The sequence below is a fragment of the Streptomyces sp. NPDC059008 genome, assembly GCF_042749045.1.
GTDB lineage: Bacteria > Actinomycetota > Actinomycetes > Streptomycetales > Streptomycetaceae > Streptomyces.
On record NZ_JBHYJC010000041.1, the window covers coordinates 1 to 20,698 of the forward strand.

The 20,698-nt window shown below is 73.2% G+C and carries 21 protein-coding genes; 12 read left to right on the forward strand and 9 right to left on the reverse strand.

Annotation, left to right across the window (positions count from 1 at the left end):
- Nucleotides 1–73 precede the first annotated feature (73 nt).
- Nucleotides 74–757, reverse strand: a complete 684-nt coding sequence (locus ACFWZH_RS31645; protein ID WP_384439011.1) for an O-methyltransferase — start codon at nucleotides 755–757, stop codon at nucleotides 74–76.
- Between the two features lie 286 nt (nucleotides 758–1,043).
- Between ACFWZH_RS31645 and sigE the strand changes: the two genes are divergently transcribed.
- From sigE to ACFWZH_RS31670, 5 genes are all read left to right on the forward strand, one after another.
- A complete protein-coding gene (gene sigE / locus ACFWZH_RS31650; protein WP_384439013.1) occupies nucleotides 1,044–1,739 on the forward strand; it encodes an RNA polymerase sigma factor SigE in 696 nt (231 codons plus the stop codon).
- Nucleotides 1,736–2,683, forward strand: coding sequence for a zf-HC2 domain-containing protein (locus tag ACFWZH_RS31655; protein ID WP_384439016.1), 948 nt, complete (start codon nucleotides 1,736–1,738; stop codon nucleotides 2,681–2,683). The genes sigE and ACFWZH_RS31655 overlap by 4 nt, the downstream gene beginning before the upstream one ends.
- Before the next feature lie 123 nt (nucleotides 2,684–2,806).
- The gene (locus tag ACFWZH_RS31660) at nucleotides 2,807–5,119 is read left to right on the forward strand and encodes a trypsin-like peptidase domain-containing protein (protein WP_384439019.1); all 2,313 of its coding nucleotides are present in this window, start codon (nucleotides 2,807–2,809) and stop codon (nucleotides 5,117–5,119) included.
- Between the two features lie 116 nt (nucleotides 5,120–5,235).
- Nucleotides 5,236–5,718, forward strand: a complete 483-nt coding sequence (locus ACFWZH_RS31665) for a sec-independent translocase (RefSeq protein WP_384439022.1) — start codon at nucleotides 5,236–5,238, stop codon at nucleotides 5,716–5,718.
- A gap of 121 nt (nucleotides 5,719–5,839) precedes the next feature.
- On the forward strand, nucleotides 5,840–6,484 hold the full coding sequence (locus ACFWZH_RS31670; RefSeq protein WP_384439024.1) for a hypothetical protein: 645 nt from the start codon (nucleotides 5,840–5,842) through the stop codon (nucleotides 6,482–6,484).
- A 198-nt stretch (nucleotides 6,485–6,682) separates the two neighbouring features.
- Here ACFWZH_RS31670 and ACFWZH_RS31675 read toward each other — a convergent pair whose 3' ends face one another.
- Genes ACFWZH_RS31675 through ACFWZH_RS31685 form a run of 3 tightly spaced genes read right to left on the reverse strand, consistent with a single transcriptional unit; the run spans nucleotide 6,683 to nucleotide 9,761 of the window.
- Nucleotides 6,683–7,843: an Mrp/NBP35 family ATP-binding protein gene (locus ACFWZH_RS31675; RefSeq protein WP_384439027.1), complete on the reverse strand. Its 1,161-nt coding sequence runs from the start codon at nucleotides 7,841–7,843 to the stop codon at nucleotides 6,683–6,685.
- 42 nt (nucleotides 7,844–7,885) lie between these two features.
- The gene (locus ACFWZH_RS31680) at nucleotides 7,886–8,464 is read right to left on the reverse strand and encodes a DUF1003 domain-containing protein (protein ID WP_384439030.1); all 579 of its coding nucleotides are present in this window, start codon (nucleotides 8,462–8,464) and stop codon (nucleotides 7,886–7,888) included.
- Nucleotides 8,454–9,761 (reverse strand): magnesium transporter MgtE N-terminal domain-containing protein, encoded by a 1,308-nt coding sequence (locus ACFWZH_RS31685; protein ID WP_384439033.1) that lies wholly within the window; start codon nucleotides 9,759–9,761, stop codon nucleotides 8,454–8,456. The genes ACFWZH_RS31680 and ACFWZH_RS31685 overlap by 11 nt, the downstream gene beginning before the upstream one ends.
- 197 nt (nucleotides 9,762–9,958) lie before the next feature.
- Here ACFWZH_RS31685 and ACFWZH_RS31690 point away from each other — a divergent pair, with 197 nt between their 5' ends.
- Nucleotides 9,959–10,744, forward strand: a complete 786-nt coding sequence (locus ACFWZH_RS31690; RefSeq protein ID WP_384439036.1) for a hypothetical protein — start codon at nucleotides 9,959–9,961, stop codon at nucleotides 10,742–10,744.
- 16 nt (nucleotides 10,745–10,760) lie between these two features.
- On the opposite strand, the gene ACFWZH_RS31695 is transcribed toward ACFWZH_RS31690, so the two are convergent.
- Entirely contained in the window at nucleotides 10,761–11,303 is a 543-nt protein-coding gene (locus ACFWZH_RS31695; protein ID WP_384439039.1) for a hypothetical protein, read from the reverse strand.
- Between the two features lie 87 nt (nucleotides 11,304–11,390).
- On the reverse strand, nucleotides 11,391–12,518 hold the full coding sequence (locus ACFWZH_RS31700; RefSeq protein ID WP_384439042.1) for a magnesium and cobalt transport protein CorA: 1,128 nt from the start codon (nucleotides 12,516–12,518) through the stop codon (nucleotides 11,391–11,393).
- Between the two features lie 539 nt (nucleotides 12,519–13,057).
- Here ACFWZH_RS31700 and ACFWZH_RS31705 point away from each other — a divergent pair.
- From ACFWZH_RS31705 to ACFWZH_RS31720, 4 genes are all read left to right on the forward strand, one after another.
- Nucleotides 13,058–13,642, forward strand: coding sequence for a suppressor of fused domain protein (locus tag ACFWZH_RS31705; protein ID WP_384439044.1), 585 nt, complete (start codon nucleotides 13,058–13,060; stop codon nucleotides 13,640–13,642).
- A gap of 489 nt (nucleotides 13,643–14,131) precedes the next feature.
- Nucleotides 14,132–14,770: a DUF6758 family protein gene (locus tag ACFWZH_RS31710; protein WP_384439047.1), complete on the forward strand. Its 639-nt coding sequence runs from the start codon at nucleotides 14,132–14,134 to the stop codon at nucleotides 14,768–14,770.
- Nucleotides 14,771–14,925: 155 nt separating this feature from the next.
- Entirely contained in the window at nucleotides 14,926–15,780 is an 855-nt protein-coding gene (locus ACFWZH_RS31715) for a PHP domain-containing protein (protein WP_384439050.1), read from the forward strand.
- A gap of 115 nt (nucleotides 15,781–15,895) precedes the next feature.
- Nucleotides 15,896–16,501: a MarC family protein gene (locus ACFWZH_RS31720; RefSeq protein ID WP_384439173.1), complete on the forward strand. Its 606-nt coding sequence runs from the start codon at nucleotides 15,896–15,898 to the stop codon at nucleotides 16,499–16,501.
- A gap of 110 nt (nucleotides 16,502–16,611) precedes the next feature.
- On the opposite strand, the gene ACFWZH_RS31725 is transcribed toward ACFWZH_RS31720, so the two are convergent.
- Entirely contained in the window at nucleotides 16,612–16,764 is a 153-nt protein-coding gene (locus ACFWZH_RS31725) for a hypothetical protein (protein WP_099871903.1), read from the reverse strand.
- A 201-nt stretch (nucleotides 16,765–16,965) separates the two neighbouring features.
- Between ACFWZH_RS31725 and ACFWZH_RS31730 the strand changes: the two genes are divergently transcribed.
- Nucleotides 16,966–17,892, forward strand: coding sequence for an NYN domain-containing protein (locus tag ACFWZH_RS31730; protein ID WP_384439053.1), 927 nt, complete (start codon nucleotides 16,966–16,968; stop codon nucleotides 17,890–17,892).
- 52 nt (nucleotides 17,893–17,944) lie between these two features.
- Here ACFWZH_RS31730 and ACFWZH_RS31735 read toward each other — a convergent pair whose 3' ends face one another.
- A complete protein-coding gene (locus ACFWZH_RS31735; protein ID WP_384439056.1) occupies nucleotides 17,945–18,406 on the reverse strand; it encodes an SRPBCC domain-containing protein in 462 nt (153 codons plus the stop codon).
- A gap of 157 nt (nucleotides 18,407–18,563) precedes the next feature.
- On the opposite strand from ACFWZH_RS31735, the gene ACFWZH_RS31740 reads away from it, so the two are divergent.
- On the forward strand, nucleotides 18,564–19,730 hold the full coding sequence (locus ACFWZH_RS31740) for a hypothetical protein (RefSeq protein ID WP_384439059.1): 1,167 nt from the start codon (nucleotides 18,564–18,566) through the stop codon (nucleotides 19,728–19,730).
- A 28-nt stretch (nucleotides 19,731–19,758) separates the two neighbouring features.
- Here the strand turns inward: ACFWZH_RS31740 and ACFWZH_RS31745 are convergent, their stop codons facing one another.
- Nucleotides 19,759–20,625 (reverse strand): alpha/beta fold hydrolase, encoded by an 867-nt coding sequence (locus tag ACFWZH_RS31745; protein WP_384439062.1) that lies wholly within the window; start codon nucleotides 20,623–20,625, stop codon nucleotides 19,759–19,761.
- Nucleotides 20,626–20,698: the final 73 nt, after the last annotated feature.

Below are 20,698 nucleotides of genomic sequence, written 5' to 3' on the forward strand. Positions count from 1 at the left end.
CAGCGACAGGCGCGCCGCGTGCCGGGGCCGTTGGGTGCGCGCAATGTGCCGCGCGGGCGGCCGCGGCAGGGCGTCAGCCGCGCTTGACCGCGCAGAGCAGCCCGTCGCCGACCGGCAGCAGGGACGGCACCAGCGAGCTGCTCTCCCGGATGGCCCGCAGCAGCTCCCGCAGCCGCAGCACCTCGGCGGGCTGCACCGCCGAATCGACCGTGCGGCCGTCGGCGAAGACGCCCTCGAAGCACACCAGGCCGCCGGGGCGCAGCAGACGCAACGATTCAGCGAGGTACTCCAGGCACTCCATCAGGTCGCCGTCGCAGAAGACGAGGTCGTATCCGCCGTCCGCGAGCCGCGGCAGGACGTCCAGCGCCCGGCCGGGGATGAAGCGGGCGCGGTTCCCGGCGAAGCCGGCCGAACGGAACGCCTGCTTGGCGAAGGTCTGCCGCTCGGGCTCGGGATCGACGGTGGTCAGCACGCCGTCGGGCCGCATGCCGTGCAGGAGGTAGATGCCCGACACGCCCGTGCCGGTGCCGATCTCGGCGACGGCCTTGGCGTCCGCGGTGGCGGCGAGCATGCGCAGGGCCGCGCCGGTGCCGGTCGACACCGTGCGGATGCCGGCCTCCCGGGCGCGGTCGCGGGACCAGCGCAGGGCGGCCTCGGCGCTGTCGTCGATGGTCCCGGCGCCGTACGCCTCGGCGAATGCCAAGCTCGTCTGCCGGTTGCCGGTAATGGCCCTCTCCTGTCCCCGTAGTTGACGCAACCGTGACTGTATCCGCTGTGTGCGGGAACCCGCAGATGGGACCGGGCGTTATGGAGGGAGAGGAGGAAGACGGGGGGACGCAGTGGTGAAGACCGCGCGAGACGCGAATCAAGGTCAGAAGCAGGACCAAATGCAGGTCAAATCTGCTTATCCGGAGCTAACGGGCGAGGTGGATATGGTAGGGGCTCTACTGGACACCACCAGAGCCACCAGGGGAGGTGCGGCTGCGGCGGGTGACCGAGGAGTGCTGAGGCGCTTGAAGAGGTCGTTCGCCGAGCCGAAATCCGTGACAAACACCGCTGACCGTTTCCTCCCCCACTCTCGACTTCGTTCGAGCGGGGGGACCCCCATCGCCGAGTCCGCACCCAGCGCGACCTTCGCCGCGGACGCGGATGCGCAGGCGTGGACTCCGCCCACCTGGGAGGAGATCGTCAGCACCCACAGCGCACGGGTCTACCGCCTCGCCTACCGCCTCACCGGCAATCAGCACGACGCCGAGGACCTCACCCAGGAGGTGTTCGTCCGCGTCTTCCGCTCGCTGTCGACGTACACCCCCGGTACGTTCGAGGGCTGGCTGCACCGCATCACCACCAACCTCTTCCTGGACATGGTCCGCCGCCGGCAGCGTATTCGCTTCGACGCGCTCGGTGACGACGCGGCCGAGAAGCTGCCCAGCCGGGAGCCCGCGCCGCAGCAGCACTTCGACGACACCCACTTCGACGCCGATGTGCAGCACGCGCTGGACACCCTCGCACCCGAGTTCCGCGCCGCCGTCGTCCTGTGCGACATCGAGGGCCTGTCGTACGAGGAGATCGCCGCGACGCTCGGCGTCAAGCTCGGCACGGTCCGCAGCCGGATCCACCGCGGCCGCTCCCATCTGCGCAAGGCCCTCAAGCACCGCGCCCCGGCCACCCGCGGCGAGGAGCGCGAGCGGCGCCGTTCGCTGGCCGTGGTGCCCACGGGGGAGGTAGGGATCGCGTGAGCCTCAGTGGCGGTCCGTCCCCCGCCGAGCAGCATCTCGGCGACCGCCTCGCGGCCCTGGTCGACGGCGAGTTGGGCCATGACGCGCGTGAGCGGGTGCTCGCGCATCTCGCGACCTGCGCGAAGTGCAAGGCGGAGGCCGACGCCCAGCGTCGGCTCAAGAGCGTGTTCGCCGAGGCGGCGCCTCCCGGCCCGTCCGCGGGGCTGCTGGCGCGCCTGCAGCAGCTGCCCGGTGGCGACGCCGGCGGTCCCGGCAGCCGGCTCGGCGGCGGTGGCTTCGGCTCCGGTGAGTTCGTACGGGGCGGCGGCGCGTTCCGCTATGTCCCCGCCGGCGACCACTCCGGCCGTGCGATGGCGGCGATGCCCGCCCAGCCCCGGGTGCGCGGCTTTCGCACGCAGGAGGCCGAGCGGCCCGCGCAGCGGCGCCGGTTCGCCTTCGCGGCGGCCGGTGCGGTCTCGCTCGCGGCCTTCGCACTCGGCGGAGCCCTCCCGCTGGAGGCGGCCGTCGACGTGACCGGCCCGCGCACCGAGGGCAGCGGCACGGCCGTCACCCCGCTCAGCGCCAGCCCGGCCGCCGACAGCGGCTCCCTGCTGCGTACCGGGCAGTTCCTCTCGACCGGCACCTCCCAGCCGGGCACCTGGCCCGCGTCGGGCGGCTCGACCCTGGCCCCGGCCCCCAGCGCGATGGCCCTGCAGGGCCCCGGCGCCCCGTCCGCGTCGGCGCCGCCCGCCGCCCCGGCCGCCCGCTTCGGTCTCTCGCCGCTGATAGCCGCGACCGGTCCGGCGTCGCCGTACCACCTCTCGCCGCTCGCCGTCGCGACCGGCAACGCCCCGGTCCGCCAGCACCCGCCCGCGCTCCCGCCCCTGGAGCCCAAGCGCCCGCTGATCGGCTCCGCGGCCGCGGCCGGACCCGCCTCCCAGGGCGCACCCACCGCCCAGCGCTGACCGTCCCCTGCGCATCCCCGCGCGGAACTGGTTGAATCGCTGCCAGGCGGCGCACCCTTTCACCGGGCGCGGACCGCGAGGTGGTGGTGGCCCGCATGAGCGCGGGCGAATTCTGGGGAGAGCATGGACGACGGTAAGGCCGCCGGGTCGAAGCTGAAGTGGTGGAGCCGCCCGGGACGCACCCCGAGCACGCAGCCGTCCGCCGAGGCCGGTCCGCAGGCGGCGCCGCCCGCCGGCGGTCCGGTGGACGCACCGCGGACCGACGCGTCCGGCATATCCGGCGGGTCCGACGCGGGGGAGTCGGGGGACTGGATCGTGCGCCCGCCGCAGCCGAGCGCGGCCCCGCAGGCGGCCGACGCCGCCGCGACGGAGGAAGCCACCGGGGCGGGCGAGGGCCCCGGCGCGGGTGAAGTGGCCGGTGCCGGCGAGGAGTTGGCGGCCGCCGCCGCGGCCGGGCCGGCCCAGCGCACCGGCGCCGAGCCGCCCGCGCAGTCCGCCGGCGCGGTATCCGCCGAGGCGCCCGGCGCGCCGCCGCGGCCGCTGCACCCCGAGGACCCGTACGGCACGCCTCCGTACGGCGGTCCCGGACCATGGGCGCCGGCGCCGCCGGTGCAGCGGCCGGAGCCCCGTCCCGCCGCGATGGGCTGGGCCCCAGGGCAGCCCGGAGCGACCCCCGCGCAGGGCACCGTCCTGCCGCCGTCCGCCGGGCCGCTGCCCCCGTACGGAGCGCCGGCCCCGGCGGCGGGCTACCCCGGCCCCCCGCAGTCGCCGCCGGCCGCACCGCAGGCGGCGCACGGCAGCGGCCCCGCCGCGCCGCCCGCCCCGTCGACGGCCGTCGAGGACCACGCGCCGGGCGCACACGGCGGCGGGCGGCTCCCGGACCGTACGGACGAGGCCGCGCACGCCCGGCCCGCCGCCGAGCCCGGCGGGCCCGCGCAGCCGTCGCTCCGCAAGTCCGGCCCCCCTCAGCCGGGGAGCCCGGCCGACGCACCCCGGGCCACCGCCCCGGACGCCCAGGCCGCCGGGCCGCAGACCGCACCCCCGCGGGCCACCACCGAGCATCCGGCTCCCGAGGGCGCCGACACCGCGTACCTGCCCCACCCCGGTGACGGCGGCGCCCACCCGGCAGCGGCGGCCGCCGCCCCGTACACCGACCGGCCGCAGGCACAGCCGCACCCCGCACCGGCGCCGCCCGGGACGGGGCACGGCCCGGCCCCGACCCACGACCACGCGCCCGCCCCGTACGGCGCCTGGCACCAGTACGACCCCTGGAGCGCGCCCCTGCAGGGCGGGCCGGCCGCCGTGCCCGCCAAGGGCGCAGGGCGCAGCCGCCGCGGCGCGCTGATCGTCGGTGCGGTGGCGCTGGCGCTGCTCGCAGGATGTGTCGGGGGCGGCATCGGCGCCTATGTCGAGCGGTACGGCGGGATCAACGACATCAAGCTGCCGCAGGCGGACGGCGACGCGGGCGGACGTGAGCCCGACAGCGTCGCCGGGATCGCGCAGACCGCGCTGCCCGGGGTGGTCACCCTCCACGTACGGGGCAACGCCGAACAGGGCACCGGCACCGGCTTCGTCCTGGACCGGCAGGGCCACATCCTCACCAACAACCACGTCGTCGAACCGGCCGGTGCCGGCGGCGAGATATCGGTGACGTTCAGCGGCGGCCAGACGGCCAAGGCCAAGGTCATCGGCCGGGACGGCGGCTACGACCTCGCCGTGGTCCAGGTCGAGGGCGTCACGGGACTGCGGCCGCTCACGCTCGGCAACTCCGACTCGGTACGGGTCGGCGACCCGGTCGTGGCGATCGGCGCGCCGTACGACCTCGCCAACACCGTCACCGCCGGGATCATCAGCGCCAAGCAGCGCCCGATCACCGCGGGCGGCGAGAAGGGCGACGGCAGCGACGTGTCGTACGTGGACGCGCTGCAGACCGACGCGCCCATCAACCCGGGCAACTCCGGCGGCCCGCTGGTGGACGCCAAGGCGCGGGTGATCGGCATCAACAGCGCCATCCGCGCGGCCGACAGCGGCAGCGGCCCGGAAGCCGGCGGCCAGGGCGGCAGCATAGGGCTGGGCTTCGCCATACCGATCAACCAGGCCAGGCGGGTGGCCGAGGAGCTGATCAACACCGGCCGGGCGACGCACCCGGTGATCGGCGTCACGCTGGAGATGGAGTACGCCGGCGACGGCGCGCGGGTCGGCGAGCACACCAAGGACGGCAAGTCGGCGGTCATCCCGGGCGGGCCCGGCGCCAAGGCCGGGATCAAGCCGGGCGATGTGATCACCAAGGTGGACGGCGCGCCGGTGCACAGCGGCGAGGAGCTGATCGTGAAGATCCGCAGCCACCGGCCCGGCGACACGCTGATGCTGACCCTCCAAAGGGAGGGCAAGGAGCAGTCCATACGGCTCAGGCTGGGTTCCTCCACCGCTGGTTGATCGTTTGCATCGTGTTGGCACGGGCGACTCCCGCCCGACCTACGGGGCCAGGTACCGTGATAGTCGGCCTGGCCCATAGGCCAACGAAGGCCGCGGATGACCCAAGGAGCTGCTAGGTGTTCTTCGACATAGGACCCCTCGAGCTGGTAGCGATCGTCGTCCTTGCCGTACTCGTCTTCGGTCCGGACAAGCTCCCCAAGGTCATCCAGGACGTCATGGGCGTCATCCGGAAAATCCGGGAGTTCTCCGACAGTGCCAAGGAGGACATCCGCAGCGAGCTGGGGCCGGAGTTCAAGGACTTCGAGTTCGAGGACCTCAAGCCCAAGAACTTCGTGCGCAAGCACGTCCTGGAGAAGGACGAGTACGGCCTCAAGGACCTCCAGGAGATCCGTAACGGCTTCGATCTGAAGCAGGAGATGGCCGAGGTCACCGACGCCGTGCACGGCCGCGAGAGCGCCTCCTCCGCCACGCCCTCGAACGGCTCAGGCCCGAGCCTGTCCAAGGAGTCCCCGGCCGCCTCCGGCCGTCCTGACCTGGTCAAGAAGACCTCGATCGCGGAGCCGGGCGAGCGTCCGCCGTTCGACGCCGACGCCACCTGACACACTCCGGTATGCCCGGGCTGTGTTGACCCCTATAGCTATGCTCCGGGTGTCCGGGGTTTGGTCGCCTGAGGGGGGCGGGCCGCCCACGACGCAGGGCAACAAGGAGGCTTCCGCGCAGATGGAGACGACGAGTCGGACAGCGGAACAACAGGCGTCGGCCGGGGTCGGCCGGAAGGTTGACGGATATCTGCTGGCCGCGTTCCCGTGGTACGGCCTCGACGAGGCGTTCACCGGCCCGCGCTGGTTGATGCAGGTCGGGGCGGCCGCGGACGGCACCGTCGAACACGGTGCCACCGGGCATGGGGAGGGGCCCACCATCAAGGTGGAGTCGCCGCAGGACGAGCGGTTCGCGGTCGTGGTGACGGTCGCCAGCCGCCCCGTACGGCGCAGCGCGGACGGCACCGGCGTACTGGAGGCCACGTCGGTCTCCACGGCCGCCTGGCTCGCCGGCTCGGGCCTGCTCGCCCACACCTGGCCGACCCAGATGGACCGCACGCTGCGCCAGGACTGGCTGGACCAGCAGACGACGCTCGCCTGGGAGCTGGCCGACGACCTCGGCGGCGGCGCCTGGAGCGAGCTGATGCTGCCGGTGGACGGGGTGCCGACCTCGTTCGCCTACCGCGAGTCGGAGTACGGCTGGGTGCTGGCGGGCTCGGCGAGCGAGGACCCCGACGGGGTGCACATCGGCGCCTACGGACGCGGGATGAGCGCCTACGGCCTGGGCTTCTCGGTCGTCAAGGACATCACGTCGTACGAGGGATGAGCGGCGCCGACGGCCGCTGTCCAGGGGCCGGGGGCCGGGGCCACCCGCGCCCTTCGGTGACCGGGAACCCGGGCGCACGGCGGGGCTGAGCGCGCCGGCGCAGGCAAAAGGGGCGGGTCTCACGGGGCCCGCCCCCTCTTCACCTCAACCGGCCTCAACGAGCCCCGCGGGACTCCCTGTCGCCGCGGGCGCACGCCCTCAGAACTTGTTGCGCGGGGTGATCCCCAGCGACATCCCCGACAGACCCCGCTGCCGGCCGCCCAGCTTGCCCGCGATCGCGCGGATGGCCGAGCCGGCGGGGGAGTCCGGATCGGTCAGCACGACCGGCTTGCCCTCGTCGCCGCCCTCGCGCAGCCGCACGTCGATCGGGATGGCGCCGAGCACCGGAACCTGCGCTCCGGTGGTCTTCGTCAGGCCCTCGGCGACCCGCTCGCCGCCGCCGGTGCCGAAGACGTCGACCATCTCGTCGCAGTGCGGGCAGGGCAGCCCGGACATGTTCTCGACCACGCCGACGATCTTCTGGTGGGTCTGCACGGCGATCGAACCGGCCCGCTCGGCGACCTCGGCGGCGGCCTGCTGCGGGGTGGTGACCACCAGGATCTCGGCGTTCGGCACCAGCTGTGCCACCGAGATCGCGATGTCGCCGGTGCCCGGGGGCAGGTCCAGCAGCAGCACGTCCAGGTCGCCCCAGTAGACGTCGGCGAGGAACTGCTGCAGCGCGCGGTGCAGCATCGGGCCGCGCCAGACGACCGGTGTGTTGCCCGGGGTGAACATGCCGATCGAGATGACCTTCACGCCGTTGGCCGACGGCGGCATGATCATGTTCTCGACCTGGGTGGGCTTGCCGTCGGCACCGAGCATCCGGGGCACGGAGTGGCCGTAGATGTCGGCGTCCACGACACCGACCTTCAGGCCGTCGGCCGCCATCGCCGCGGCGAGGTTGACCGTCACCGACGACTTGCCGACGCCGCCCTTGCCGGAGGCGACGGCGTAGACCCGGGTCAGCGAGCCGGGCTGGGCGAAGGGCACCTCCCGCTCGGCGGTGCCGCCGCGCAGCGACGCCGCCAGCTCCTTGCGCTGCTCGTCGCTCATCACTTCCAGGTCGACCCGGACGCCGGTCACGCCCTCGACCCCGGCGACCGCGTCGCGCACGTTGTTGGTGATCGTCTCGCGCATCGGGCAGCCGGAGACGGTGAGGTAGACCACGACCGCCACGGCGCCGTCCGCCGCGATGTCCACCGATTTGACCATCCCCAGTTCGGTGATGGGGCGGTGGATCTCGGGGTCGTTCACCGTCGCGAGCGCGGCGCGGATCGCGTCCTCGCTCGGAGCGGCGCCTGGGGACGTCTCGGTAGCCATGCCCTGATGGTACGGCGCGTGAGGCGGCCTCCGGAAAGGCTGTCAGCGGTCGTGTTCGTCACTCTCCGCCTCGACCAGCTGCCGCAGCTCCAGGTCCCGCAGCAGGTCCTGGAGCTCGTCGCGGATCCAGTCGCGGGTGGCGACCTCGCCCAGGCCCATCCGCAGCGCCGCGATCTCCCGGGTCAGGTACTCGGTGTCGGCGATGGAGCGCTCGTTCTGCTTGCGGTCCTGCTCCTGGGTGACCCGGTCGCGGTCGGCCTGGCGGTTCTGCGCCAGCAGGATCAGCGGCGCCGCGTACGAGGCCTGCAGCGACAGCGCCAGGGTCAGGAAGATGAACGGGTACCCGTCGAACTTCAGGGCGCTGGGCGCGGCGATGTTCCAGGCGATCCACAGGATGATGGTGACGGTCATCCAGACGATGAAGCGCCCGGTCCCCAGGAACCGGGCGATCTTCTCCGACAGCCGCCCGAAGGCCTCCGGGTCGTACACCGGCAGGAAGGTACGGCGCGGTGCGCGCGGCAGGTCCAGGCGCACCCGGGGCCGCTCGGTGGCGCCCCGCCGCACCGCCGAGGCGCCGTTCGCCCGTGAGCGCTCCCTGCCCTCGCGTTCCTCAGCGCCCATTCGCGGCCTCCCCCAGGCGTCCGGCGCCGGTCAGTCCGGCCGCTCCCTCGCCGTGCAGCTCGGCCTCCCGCCAGTCGTCCGGCAGCAGATGGTCCAGTACGTCGTCGACGGTGACCGCGCCCAGCAGCGCGCCGCTCTCGTCCACGACCGGCGCGGCCACCATGTTGTACGCGGCCAGGTAGCTGGTGACCTCCGGCAGCGGGGTGTCCGGCGGCAGCGGGGGCAGGTCGGTGTCGGCGATCGAGCTGACGAGGGTGAACGGCGGGTCCCGCAGCAGCCGCTGGAAGTGCACCAGGCCCAGGTACTTCCCGGTGGGCGTCTCGTCCGGTGGCCGGCAGACGTAGACCTGGGCGGCGAGCGCGGGGGAGAGGTCCGGGTCGCGCACCCGGGCCAGCGCGTAGGCGACGGTGGCGTCCGGGCGCAGCACGATCGGGTCGGTGGTCATCAGGCCGCCCGCGGTGCGCTCCTCGTAGGACATCAGCCGCCGCACATCGGCGGCCTCCTCCGGCCGCATCAGCTCCAGCAGCCGCTCCACCTCCTCCTCCGGCAGCTCGCCGAGCAGGTCGGCGGCGTCGTCGGGGTTCATCGCCTCCAGGACGTCCGCGGCCCGCTCCTCCTTCAGCTTGCCGATGATCTCGATCTGGTCGTCCTCCGGCAGCTCCTCCATCACGTCGGCGAGCCGGTCGTCGTCGAGCGCCGCGGCGACCTCCGCGCGGCGCTTGGGGGAGAGGTGGTGCAGCACGCCGGCGAGGTCGGCCGGGCGCAGCTGCTCGAACGTGGCCAGCAGGCTCTCGGCGCCCTGCCCGTGCTCCTCCAGGGAGAAGCCGGTCACCGCCGACCACTCCACCGTCAGGGTCTCGCCCTTGCGGCGCAGCGCCCCGCCCTTGCCCTTGCGGACGAAGACCTTGTCGATCTCCCAGTCGCGGCGGGCCGGCAGCTGGCTGATGCCGATGTCCAGGACGGTGACCTCCTCGCCGGTCTCCACCAGCCGCACCCGGCGGTCGAGCAGCTCGCCGAAGACCAGCGTCTCGGACGTCCGCTGCTCGAAGCGCCGCATGTTCACCACGCCGGTGGTGATGATCTGGCCCGACTCCATACCGGTCACCCGGGTCATCGGCAGGAAGATCCGGCGTCGGCTGATCATCTCGACGACCAGCCCGAGCAGCCGCGGCGGGCGCCTGCCGACCCGCAGCAGTGCGACGAGGTCCCGCAGCCTGCCGACCTGGTCGCCGTTGGGGTCGAAGACGGCGATGCCGGAGAGATGGGAGACGAAGACCCGGGGGGTCACCACTGCCATGCAGAGCGCCTCCCTTTCTCCCGTTCTGCCAGAAATAAGGCAAGAATTCGGGTTCAGGCTAACGCGCCCGGGGCCGCGCCGCCCTGGTGAGCGAGCCCGTAGGGTGACCGCCACGCACCCCGCCGACGAGGCCCTGTGGCCCAGGTACGCTGCCGTACTGGCTGTCGAGGTCACCCGCATCAGGAGGCAGAGCCGACGTGAGCGCAATCCCCCGGGGGGCCGGCCCCCGACCCCTGGCCGGAGGGGCCCGCCGCACGGGCCGGACCGCGCTCGCGGGGGCCGCCTGCGTGGCACTGGCCGCGAGTCTGGCCGGCTGCGCCGGGGAGGACCCGGACGCCGGCACCAACGGCGTGGGAAAGCTGCCGCCCGCCAAGATCGAGTCCAAGGTGCTGGCCGCGGCCCAGCGCGCCGACACGGTGCGCCTGTCCGGCAGTGTCGTCAGCCACGGCCGTACGTACAGGCTCAACATGAGCCTGGCGAAGAACGGCGCCAAGGGCGAGCTGACCACCAACGCGGCCGCCTTCCAGCTGCTGCGGGTCGGCAAGACGCTCTACCTCAAGGCGGACGCGGCGTTCTGGGCCGGCGAGAAGAGCGGCTCGTCCGGTGCGCCCGACCAGGCCGCGGCGCGCAAGCTCGGCGGCAAGTACGTCAAGGTGCCCGCCGCCGACCCGGTCCACAAGCGCTTCAGCGGCTTCACCGACAAGGACACCCTGCTGGCCGGACTGCTCGGGCTGCACGGCAAGCTGACCGCCGGCAACCGCGGCGACGTCGACGGCGTCCGCACCATCCGACTCTCCGCCGCGGCGGGCTCCGGCGGCACGCTGGACGTGTCGCTGGAGGGCACGCCCTACCCGCTGCGGCTGCGGCGGGCCGGCGGCGCGGGCGTGGTCCGGCTCGCCGACTGGGGCAGGAGCGTGGACCTCAAGGCGCCGCCCAAGGACCAGGTCGTGGACTACGGCACGAAGATCTCCGGCGCGGGCTGAGCCCCTCGGGGGGCGGTCAGCCCTTGCGGCCCCGGCGCAGCAGCTTGGGCAGCGCGGCCGGGACGGGCCGCCGGGTGATCGCGGGGGAGGCCAGCGGCGGCGCGGCGTGCGAGTCCTCCGGCATCGTGCCGGGCCGCTGCTGCGCCTCCTGGTCGGTCGGCTCCAGGCGCAGTACCCGGCACTCGCCCGCCCAGCGCTCGGTGATCCGCTCCGCGTCCGGCGCGTTGAGCCGCTTGCCCTTGAGCTCCTCGACCGCGGCCAGCCAGGCCTCGCTGTGCGGGGCCGGCTCGACGACCCGGGCCTGCCAGGCGACCAGCCGGCCGCCCTTGTCCTTGCTGCGTACGGTGACCGTGGCCGTGGCGCCGTCGGCCAGCCCGAGGTCGGCCAGCGGCTGCTCACCGGCCCCGCCCCCGACGAGACAGGCGGCCCCGTCGTGCCACACGTGCCACAGGGCGCGGGCCGGGCCCGTCGTCCCCCGCACCCAGATGAGGCCGGACTTCTTCGTGGCCTCTTCGATGAGCGCCCGATCCTGCAGGGCCTGCGACACGGTCTTGGTCATACGGCTCAGCCTAATGGGCCCGCAGGCGGGCGCCCGGGGCCGCCCAGGGCCTGAGACGGGCCGCCCCGCGCCGCGGCGCCGCCCTGGTCACAGCCAGCCGTTGCGCTTGAAGCCGCGGTGGATGCCGAAGCAGATCACGGCCGTCACCACCAGCACCGCCGGGTAGCCGTACTCCCAGTGCGTCTCCGGCATGAAGTCGAAGTTCATGCCGTAGATCCCGGCGATCATCGTCGGTACGGCGAAGATCGCCGCCCAGGCCGTGATCTTGCGCATGTCCTCGTTCTGCGCGACCGCCGCCTGGGCGAGGTTGGCCTGCAGGATGGAGTTGAGCAGATCGTCGAAGGACAGCACCTGCTCGTTGACCCGTGCCAGGTGGTCGGCGACGTCGCGGAAGTACTTCTGGATGTCGGAGTCGACCAGCCGCATCGGCCGCTCGCTCAGCAGCTGCATCGGCCGCAGCAGCGGCGACACCGCGCGCTTGAACTCCAGTACCTCGCGCTTGAGTTGGTAGATCCGCCCGGCGTCGCCGCCCCTGGGGGAGCCCTTGCCGCCGGAGCCCTTGCCGTTGGTGCCCGAGCTGAAGACGTCGATCTCCACCTCGTCGATGTCGTCCTGCACCGCGCCGGCCACCGCCATGTAGCCGTCGACCACCTGGTCGGCGATCGCGTGCAGCACCGCGGACGGGCCCTTGGCCAGCAGCTCCGGGTCGTCCTGCAGCCGGTGCCGCAGCGCGCGCAGCGATCCCTGGCCGCCGTGCCGCACGGTCACGATGAAGTCCCGTCCGGTGAAGCACATCACCTCACCGGTCTCCACCACCTCGCTGGTGGCGGTCAGCTCGGCGTGCTCGACGTAGTGGACCGTCTTGAAGACGGTGAACAGGGTCTCGTCGTAGCGCTCCAGCTTGGGCCGCTGGTGGGCGTGCACGGCGTCCTCGACGGCGAGCGGGTGCAGCCCGAACTCCTTGGCGATACCGGCGAATTCGGCCTCGGTGGGCTCGTGCAGCCCGATCCAGGCGAAACCGCCGTCGGCCCGCACCCCGGCCATCGCCTCGGCCGGGCTGACGTGCTCGCTCACCCGGCGGCCCTCGCGGTAGACACCGCAGTCGACGATGGCGCTGTTCGCGCAGGCCGGGGTGGAGCTCTCGTAGTGGTAGGGGGAGTCACCGCGGCGCCGGGACGGGCGGACGGCGGCGCGCAGGTCGCGGATCATCGACATGGCAGGCTCCTTCACGGGCCGGCCGTCAACTGCGGGCGCGGGGCGCAACGCTGCCCGGAACGTGGACGTACGAGACTCCGTTGGTCGTACGTCCGCAAAGCGGGCGGCGCTCCGTGCGGAACAGTGACGGCAGTTCGCAGAGACACGGAACAAAGAGTCGAAGGCGCTCTTCCGTCATCTACATTCGGCGCAAAGGCGCTTCCTGGGTTTCGCCGCTCAGCGGCGGGGTACGGAAGCTCTCGGATCAGGAGATGCGCTGCGCGAGGGGATGACGGGAGAACTATCGGTACTGCACGGTCGACTCGGATCCACCGCAGCCCCACCTCCTCCGGCCGGTCCCCGTTGGGGGACGACGTCATTCCCTGACCAGACGGCCAGGCTATCAGCCGCCCGATGGGTTCCGACGCCGTTTTGCCTGTTCGATACGAACGCTTGAGCCGTGGCGCGCCCGCCCGCCGTCGGTATCGGGCTCTCCCCTGCGCGAACGGAGTTGACGGCGCGACGCGGGCCGGGCGAGGGGCCGGCCCTATGCTCGCGGCATGTCTGACGTTCTTGAGCTGGTCGAAGCCCGGTTGCGCACGACCCTGGGCGAGCCGGACGCGCGCGCCGCGGTCACCTTCCTGGGGACCGACCGCATCGAGGTGCTCCGCTTCGTGGACGACGGGGTGGTGAGGTACGCCACGCTCGGGATGTCCGCCCAGCCGATGGCCGACCCCACGGCCGTGCTGGCCGACCCGCTGCGCGGCCCGCGCGCCGAACTCGTCCTGTCCGTACGGGGCGGCCGCGCGGACACCGACAAGGTGCTCCGACCGCTCGCCGTGCTCGCCGCGTCCCCGCAGGTCGAAGGGGTGGTCGTGGCGCCGGGCGCCTCGCTGGACGTGGGGGACCCGCTGTGGCCGGGAGCGGCCTTCACCTCGGTGCTGGTGGCCGAGCCCGGCGGTCTGATCGAGGACCTGGAGCTGGACGAGCCCATGGAGCCGGTCCGCTTCCTGCCGCTGCTGCCGATGACGCCCAACGAGGCCGCCTGGAAGCGGGTGCACGGCGCCGAGGCCCTTCGGGAGCGCTGGCTCCGGCACGGCACGGACCTGAGGGATCCGCTGCGCGGCGGCGTACCGCTCGACTGAAGCGGCGGGCGGCGGCGCGGGCCGCCGTCCCCTCGCCCCGTCGGCCGGCCGATGCGGACGGAGCGTCAGTTCCCCTCGCCCGGCGGCCCGATGGCCAGCTCGGCCCCGGTCCTCAGCACCCGTCAGCACTCGTCGGGGGACGTCGAGGATGCCGGCGCCGGCCGGGCCGCGGTGTCGAGGAACGGGTGACGTCACTGCGGCGGCCGCCGACGCGGCTGGGGGCGAAGCCGGTGATCGGCATCGCGACGGTGGTGATCAGGAGGGACCTGGCGGGGGTCCGCCGGGGCACGGCGGGCGGCGCGGGGAGATCGTTGACCATGCCGCACATTTCGTTGGCCGAGCTAAAGAGTGTACGGAGCAACTAGTTCCCCGGTCCGGTGGGCGGGCCCCGGTAAGCGGTCAATTGCGGGGCTCCGTACGTGACTCGGGGCACACCGGTCGAGTGATCGTCCTTGACGCGACGGCGGGCCAGGAGGACCGTTGGTCCTTATGAGGGGCGAACCCAGTTGCCCGAAGTGCGGAGGCCGGGTGCGTGCGCCCGGTCTCTTCTCCGACACCTGGCAGTGCGCCGCACACGGCACCGTGCATCCGCTCCAGCCGGTCGTTCCGCCGAGCGTCGAGGCGCTCGGCGTTGTCGTGCACCGCGCGCAGGTGCCCGTGTGGATGCCCTGGCCGCTGCCGGTGGGCTGGCTGTTCACCGGCGTGGCGTGCGCGGGCGACGACCGCAGCGGCGGCCGGGCGACCGCGGTGGCCTGCACGGGCCCCGGGCCGCTCGGCGGCCCCGGCGAACTCCTTCTGATCGCCGAGGAACTGGGTGTCGGCCTGGGGGCGCGTTACGCGGGCATCGACGGCCCGGACCCCGGCGCCCACATGCGGGTCGAGGAGAAGCCGCACGGCAAGGTGCTCGCGGCCGGCCGCCCGACGCCGCTGTGGCACGTCGACGGCGCGCCGTCGGACCGCGCGGTCTTCGCCGGCGAGGCGCGCGGGCTGTGGCTGTGGGCGATCGCCTGGCCCGAGCAGGCCGGGCTGATGATGTACGACGAGCTGGTGCTGACCGATCTGCGCGAGGCGGGCGCCGAGGTGGACCTGCTGCCGTGCGGGGCGCTGTCGCCGCGGATCCTGGGCTGAGGGCGCGGCCCGGCCGGGCTGCCGCGCCGGCGGTGGGCGCCGGAGCCGTCCGGCCGCCCGGTTATCCTTCTGGGGTCCCCTGCGGTGTCCTCGTCCGGCGTTCCTCCCCGGCCACGGCCCCGCGCCCGTCCCCGCAGCAGTCTGGAGTCCGCGTCGTGCGCATCGATCTGCACACCCACTCCACGGCCTCCGACGGTACGGACACCCCCGCCGAGCTGGTGCGCAATGCTGCCGACGCCGGACTGGACGTCGTCGCGCTGACCGACCACGACACAGTCGCAGGCCACGCCGCGGCGCGTGCGGCGCTGCCCGCGGGGCTGACGCTGGTCACCGGTGCCGAACTCTCCTGCCGGCTCGACGGAGTGAGCCTGCACATGCTCGCCTACCTCTTCGACCCCGAGGAGGCGGAGCTCGCCCGGGAGCGGGAGCTGGTGCGCGACGACCGGGTGCCGCGCGCCCAGGGCATGGTCGCCAAGCTGCGCGACCTCGGCGTGCCCATCACCTGGGAGCAGGTCGCGCGGATCGCCGGGGACGGCGCCGTGGGGCGGCCGCATATCGCCACCGCCCTCGTCGACCTGGGCGTCGTCGACTCCGTCTCCGACGCCTTCACCCCGCAGTGGCTGGCCAATGACGGCCGGGCGTACGTGGAGAAGCACGAACTCGACCCGTTCGACGCGATCCGGCTGGTCAAGGCCGCGGGCGGGGTCACCGTCTTCGCGCACCCGCTGGCCGTCAAGCGCGGCAGCTGCGTACCCGAGGGCGCGATAGCCGAGCTGGCCGCGGCCGGCCTCGACGGCATCGAGGTCGACCACATGGACCATGACGCGCCGACCCGGGCGCGACTGCGCGCGCTCGCCGCCGACCTGGGCCTGCTGACCACCGGCTCCAGCGACTACCACGGCAGCCGCAAGACCTGCGGCCTGGGCGACTGCACCACCGACCCGGAGATCTACGGCGAGATCGTCCGCCGTGCGACCGGCGCCTTCCCCGTTCCCGGCACGGGCGGCTGAGGGCGGCCCGCTCCCTTTCCTCCACGGGCCCGTGTGCGCCTCCCCCTACGGGCCCGCGCGCGTCGTGCCGGCCCGCTATCCGCTCGTCCGTACCACTTTCCGCAAGGCCTTCACCGTGTTCGACATCGCTGTCTTCAGTACCCTCTTTGTCACGCTTTTTGTGATCATGGACCCTCCGGGAATCACCCCGATCTTCCTGGCCCTGACCTCCGGCCGGCCGGCCAAGGTGCAGCGCCGGATGGCCTGGCAGGCGGCGACCGTCGCCTTCTGCGTCATCGCCGTCTTCGGGCTCTTCGGCCGCCAGATCCTGGGCCGGCTGCACATCTCGACGCCCGCGCTGATGATCGCGGGCGGGCTGCTGCTCCTGCTGGTCGCCCTGGACCTGCTGACCGGCAAGTCGGAGGAGCCGACCCAGACCAAGGACGTCAACGTGGCGCTGGTGCCGCTGGGCATGCCGCTGCTGGCCGGGCCCGGCGCGATCGTGTCGGTGATCCTCGCGGTGCAGCACGCGCACGGGTTCGCGGCGCAGCTCTCCGTGTGGGCGGCGATCGTGGCGATCCATGTCGTGCTGTATCTGGTGATGCGGTTCTCGCTGGTGATCATCCGGGTGATCAAGGACGGCGGGGTGGTCCTGGTGACCCGGCTGGCGGGCATGATGCTCTCCGCGCTCGCCGTGCAGCAGATCATCAACGGGGTGCTGCAGGTCATCGAGGGGGCCTGAGCCCTCGGGTCCCTCCGGCGATCGGGTCACGCCCCCTCAAACGCCGCGGCGCCCCCGTACGACGTGTTCGTACGGGGGCGCCGCCGCGTGCGTATCGGCGGGCGTCGGCACTAGCGGGCGGCGGTGTCGGCCGGGCGGATGTAGATGCGCTGGCCTATGGCGGCGGCCTGCTGCACGATCCGGTTGACGGAGGCGGCGTCCACGACGGTGCTGTCCACGGCGGTGCCGTCGACATCGTCCAGGCGCATGATCTCGAAGCGCATACGGCTTCTCCCTTCGTCTGATCCTCCTGCGGAGAACTGAGTGGTGTGGCGCGCGTGGCTTCGCTGCCAGGCGTTCCATAGGGGTACAACGACCCGCACCCTGCAATCATTCCCTACGCTAAAGAAAAATTTTGACGGTCTAAGTACTGACGCGGAGCGCGCTTGTGTCCGCCGTCCGGGCGCCCGGACAATGGGTGCCGTATGAACGACGTCCGGCCCACGGGCCCCACCAACCTCACCGCGCTCGCCGCCGGGATCGAGCGCACCAACGAGCTGCTCACCCGGGTGCTCGCCGAGGTCGCCACGACCCCCTCCACCCACGCCGCCTTCGTGGACGCGGGCTATGTCTACGCGGCGGCGGGCAGGCTCGTCGCCGGCACGGAGGACCGCAAGGGCTTCGAGCTGGACGCCGAAGGGATCATCGAGGCGTTCATCGACAAGGCCCGGACGATCTTCCCGGACAGCCGGCTGCTGCGCGTCTACTGGTACGACGGTGCCCGGCGCCGCATCCACACCCAGGAGCAGCAACGGATCGCCGAGCTGCCCGATGTGAAGGTCAGGCTCGGCAACCTCAACGCCAACAACCAGCAGAAGGGCGTCGACTCGCTGATCCGCTCGGACCTTGAGTCGCTGGCCCGGCACCGCGCGATCAGCGATGCGGTGCTCATCGGCGGCGACGAGGACCTGGTCTCCGCGGTCGAGGCGGCGCAGGGCTACGGCGCGCGGGTGCACCTGTGGGGCATCGAGGCGCCGGGTGGCCGCAATCAGGCCGAGCCGCTGCTGTGGGAGGTCGACAGCGCCCGCATCTTCGACCTGGAGTTCTGCAAGCCGTACGTCACCCGCCGGACCGGCGCCGAATACCTGGAGCAGGCCGCGGCCGAGGGGCCGGCGCCCAGCCGCGAGGAGGTCCGCTTCGTCGGGGCCCGGGTCGCCGCGCAGTGGCTCTCGGAGCGCGGCCGCGACCGGGTGGCCGAGCTCCTGCCCGGCCACCCCTACCTGCCCGGCACCGTCGACCAGGAACTGCTGACCGCCGCGGAGGCGCTGCTGCGGCACTCCCTGCGCGGCCACGCCGACCTGCGCCGGGTCCTGCGGGACGGCTTCTGGGAGCACGTCCAGGCCCAGTTCTAGGGCGTGTCCGGACCGGACCGGAACCGGGCGGTCGGGCTGCTCGCCAGGCCGCTCAGGCCCTGGCCAGGAGCTCGGCCAGCCGGTCGAAGAAGCCCGCCCAGCCCGCCTCGGCCTGGAGGTACTGCTCGCTGGTGAGGTTGCCGCCGAGCTGCCGGAAGGCCATCTCCGTACGGTCCCCGGCCTCGGTCAGGGTCACCCGTACGAGTTCGCCCTCGGCGCCGCGCGGCGCGGTCGCGTCCTTGAGCGTGAACTCCAGCCGCTCGGGCGGCACGACCTCCCGGTACACACCGGAGAACGGCAGCTCACCGCCGTCCGGAGTGCGCATCACCAGACTCCAGGTCCCGCCCGGCCGCACATCCATCGCCACCCGGTCGGCCGGCACCGGCACCTCCCCGCCGAACCAGTACGCGAAGTGCTCGGGCCGCGTCCAGGCCTCGAAGACCCGCTCGCGCCGGGCGTCGAAGGTCCGGTTGAGCGCGATGCCGTGCGGGTCGTCCCCGGAGGTGTCGGTCATGATCGGGCCCTTCGTACGAAGTCGGTGCCGGCCGGGCGCCGGTGGCTGCCCGCCTTCTGCGATGCTCGCCGAACCGGCCCGTGTCCACGACACGTCCTAGTCCGGTCGGCGCATCCCTGGCGCGCGCGGTGCGCCGGCAGCTGCGACGGTCGTCTGCATGAGCGATCGGCAGCCGCCCGCACCCCGCTTCGAGTCCGGGGTCTCCCTCTTCCGGCACCCCGTCGAGTGGTGGCGCGGCCGGCGGCGGCGCTGCCGCGAGATGAAGTGGGAGGAGGGCTCGTGGGAGCTGCGCGAGGTGATCCGCGCCGGTATCAACGAGCTCGAAGCGCTGCTGGAGACCAAGCCGCTCCAGCCCGACAAGGCGCGGCTCGCCGACGACGTCCGCGCCGAACTCGACGAGGCGCGGGAGAAGCTCACCCACGCGCAGCACCCCGGCCACCTGGTCGGGGCGCATCTGAGCGTGGCGCAGATCCATCTCGACGGAGCCCGCGACCTGCTCCTGCGCATGATCGAACCGGAGGAGGTCACCCCGCTCCTGCCGGGGCTGATCGCGCTCGTCCGGGAGCAGTTGCAGGTCAAGGACCCCCGACGGATGAAGGCCGAGGACATCTGGAAGGAGACGGCCAAACGCCCGCCGACCCGGGCGGACGTCGAGGCGATCATCGACGCGGTGAACGTCGCCCGGCTCCAGGGGCTGCGCGACCGGCTGCGCGTCGGCAGCTTCGTGCGCATCGTGAAGTACGTGTCCGCCGCGCTGGGGTTCCTCGCGGTGCTCGTCGCCGTGCTCGGCTTCTTCTTCCCGACCGTGGTGCCACCGTGCTTCACGCCGGAGACGCCGCCCGGCGCGGGCGGCGGCGGCTCCACGTTCACCACCGTCTGCCCGGTGGCCAGCAGCGGTGACCTCAAGGCCACCGAGGTGCCCGGCAGTATCGCGAAGCTGCCCGCGATCCAGGCCAACTACCTCGTCCTGGAGATCATCGGGCTGCTGGCCGCCGCCATCGCCGCCGCCTCGGCGCTGCGCCGTATCAGCGGCACCGCCACCCCCTACAACGTGCCCGTGGCCCTGGCGTGGCTGAAGCTGCCGACCGGTGCGCTGACGGCGGTCCTCGGGCTGCTGCTGATGCGCGGCGGGTTCGTCCCCGGTCTGACCGCCCTGGACTCGTCGGCCCAGATCATCGCCTGGGCCATCGTCTTCGGTTATTCGCAGCAGGTCTTCACGCAGTTCGTCGACAAACAGGGGCAGGCGCTGCTGGCGGGCGTCCGCGGGCCGGGCGCGGCGGCGCCGTCCGGCAACCCCGGCCCCCCGGCGGGACCGACGGGATAGGGCGCCTCCGCGAGGTCCCGCCCGCCCCTCAGCCCACGCCGCTCCAGAACCCCGTCAGCGCCTCGGCCGTCTTCTCCGGGCGCTCGGCGTTGGGGGAGTGCTCGGCGCCCTCAATGACGCTGCGGTGGGCGGCGAGCCGCTCGGCCATCGCGTCCATCCACGGCACCGGCCAGGCGTAGTCGACGGACCCGGAGACCACATGGGTGGCCAGCCCCGTAGCGGCCAGCTCCGCCACCCGGTCGGGCTCCTCCACCATCTGACGGCCGGTCGCGATCAGCTGCTCGGGGACGGTGTTCAGCCAGCGGCGGTGCAGAAACGCGCCGATCTCCGGGGGCGTGGCGGCGTCCGCCGCCTCCGGAGGATCCAGTTCGCGCATCGCCCGCCAGACGCTCTCCATGTCCAGCGCGCCCAGCGCCTGGATCAGCATCCGCACCCGGGTCTGCTGGGCGGCCTCGATGGCCGCGGGCCCGGAGCTGAGCACGGTCAGCGAACGGAACGGGGCGGCGTCCAGGAGCACGGCGGCCCGGGTGATCAGCCCGCCCAGCGAGTGCCCCAGCAGATGCAGCGGGCCGCTGCCGGGGTCCTGCACGGCCCGCGCCTGGGCCAGCACGTCAAGTGCCAACTCCCGTTGCGCATAGGCCTGTTCCTCGCGCGGACCGGGGGACTCGTGCTGGCCGCGGCCGTCCACCGCGACCGCGCGGAACCCGGCCGCGGCCAGTGGCGCCAGCAGGGCGATGAAGTCCTCCTTGCTGCCGGTGAACCCGGGCACCAGCAAGGCCGTCCCGATCGGTGCGCCGTCGGGGTGGGCGTCGTGTACGGCGAACGCACCGCGCTCGGTGTCGAGTCGGTACGCGCGGGCGCACGGGGGCAGCGTGAGGGTCGGCGGCCTGCTCATGCCACGAAGGTTATCCGGGCCGGGCCGCGAAACCGGGCCGGGACGCCGACGACCCGGCACCCGCGGGGAGCGG

What these genes read in the sequence shown, in the direction of transcription:
- ACFWZH_RS31710 (WP_384439047.1), top strand. Translation starts at nt 14,132, where the DNA reads ATGAGGGGCGAACCCAGTTGCCCGAAGTGCGGAGGCCGGGTGCGTGCG.
- ACFWZH_RS31725 (WP_099871903.1), bottom strand. Translation starts at nt 16,764, where the DNA reads ATGCGCTTCGAGATCATGCGCCTGGACGATGTCGACGGCACCGCCGTG.
- ACFWZH_RS31670 (WP_384439024.1), top strand. Translation starts at nt 5,840, where the DNA reads ATGGAGACGACGAGTCGGACAGCGGAACAACAGGCGTCGGCCGGGGTC.
- ACFWZH_RS31745 (WP_384439062.1), bottom strand. Translation starts at nt 20,625, where the DNA reads ATGAGCAGGCCGCCGACCCTCACGCTGCCCCCGTGCGCCCGCGCGTAC.
- ACFWZH_RS31700 (WP_384439042.1), bottom strand. Translation starts at nt 12,518, where the DNA reads ATGTCGATGATCCGCGACCTGCGCGCCGCCGTCCGCCCGTCCCGGCGC.
- ACFWZH_RS31675 (WP_384439027.1), bottom strand. Translation starts at nt 7,843, where the DNA reads ATGGCTACCGAGACGTCCCCAGGCGCCGCTCCGAGCGAGGACGCGATC.
- ACFWZH_RS31695 (WP_384439039.1), bottom strand. Translation starts at nt 11,303, where the DNA reads ATGACCAAGACCGTGTCGCAGGCCCTGCAGGATCGGGCGCTCATCGAA.
- ACFWZH_RS31740 (WP_384439059.1), top strand. Translation starts at nt 18,564, where the DNA reads ATGAGCGATCGGCAGCCGCCCGCACCCCGCTTCGAGTCCGGGGTCTCC.
- ACFWZH_RS31705 (WP_384439044.1), top strand. Translation starts at nt 13,058, where the DNA reads ATGTCTGACGTTCTTGAGCTGGTCGAAGCCCGGTTGCGCACGACCCTG.
- ACFWZH_RS31660 (WP_384439019.1), top strand. Translation starts at nt 2,807, where the DNA reads ATGGACGACGGTAAGGCCGCCGGGTCGAAGCTGAAGTGGTGGAGCCGC.
- ACFWZH_RS31680 (WP_384439030.1), bottom strand. Translation starts at nt 8,464, where the DNA reads ATGGGCGCTGAGGAACGCGAGGGCAGGGAGCGCTCACGGGCGAACGGC.
- ACFWZH_RS31730 (WP_384439053.1), top strand. Translation starts at nt 16,966, where the DNA reads ATGAACGACGTCCGGCCCACGGGCCCCACCAACCTCACCGCGCTCGCC.
- ACFWZH_RS31735 (WP_384439056.1), bottom strand. Translation starts at nt 18,406, where the DNA reads ATGACCGACACCTCCGGGGACGACCCGCACGGCATCGCGCTCAACCGG.
- ACFWZH_RS31685 (WP_384439033.1), bottom strand. Translation starts at nt 9,761, where the DNA reads ATGGCAGTGGTGACCCCCCGGGTCTTCGTCTCCCATCTCTCCGGCATC.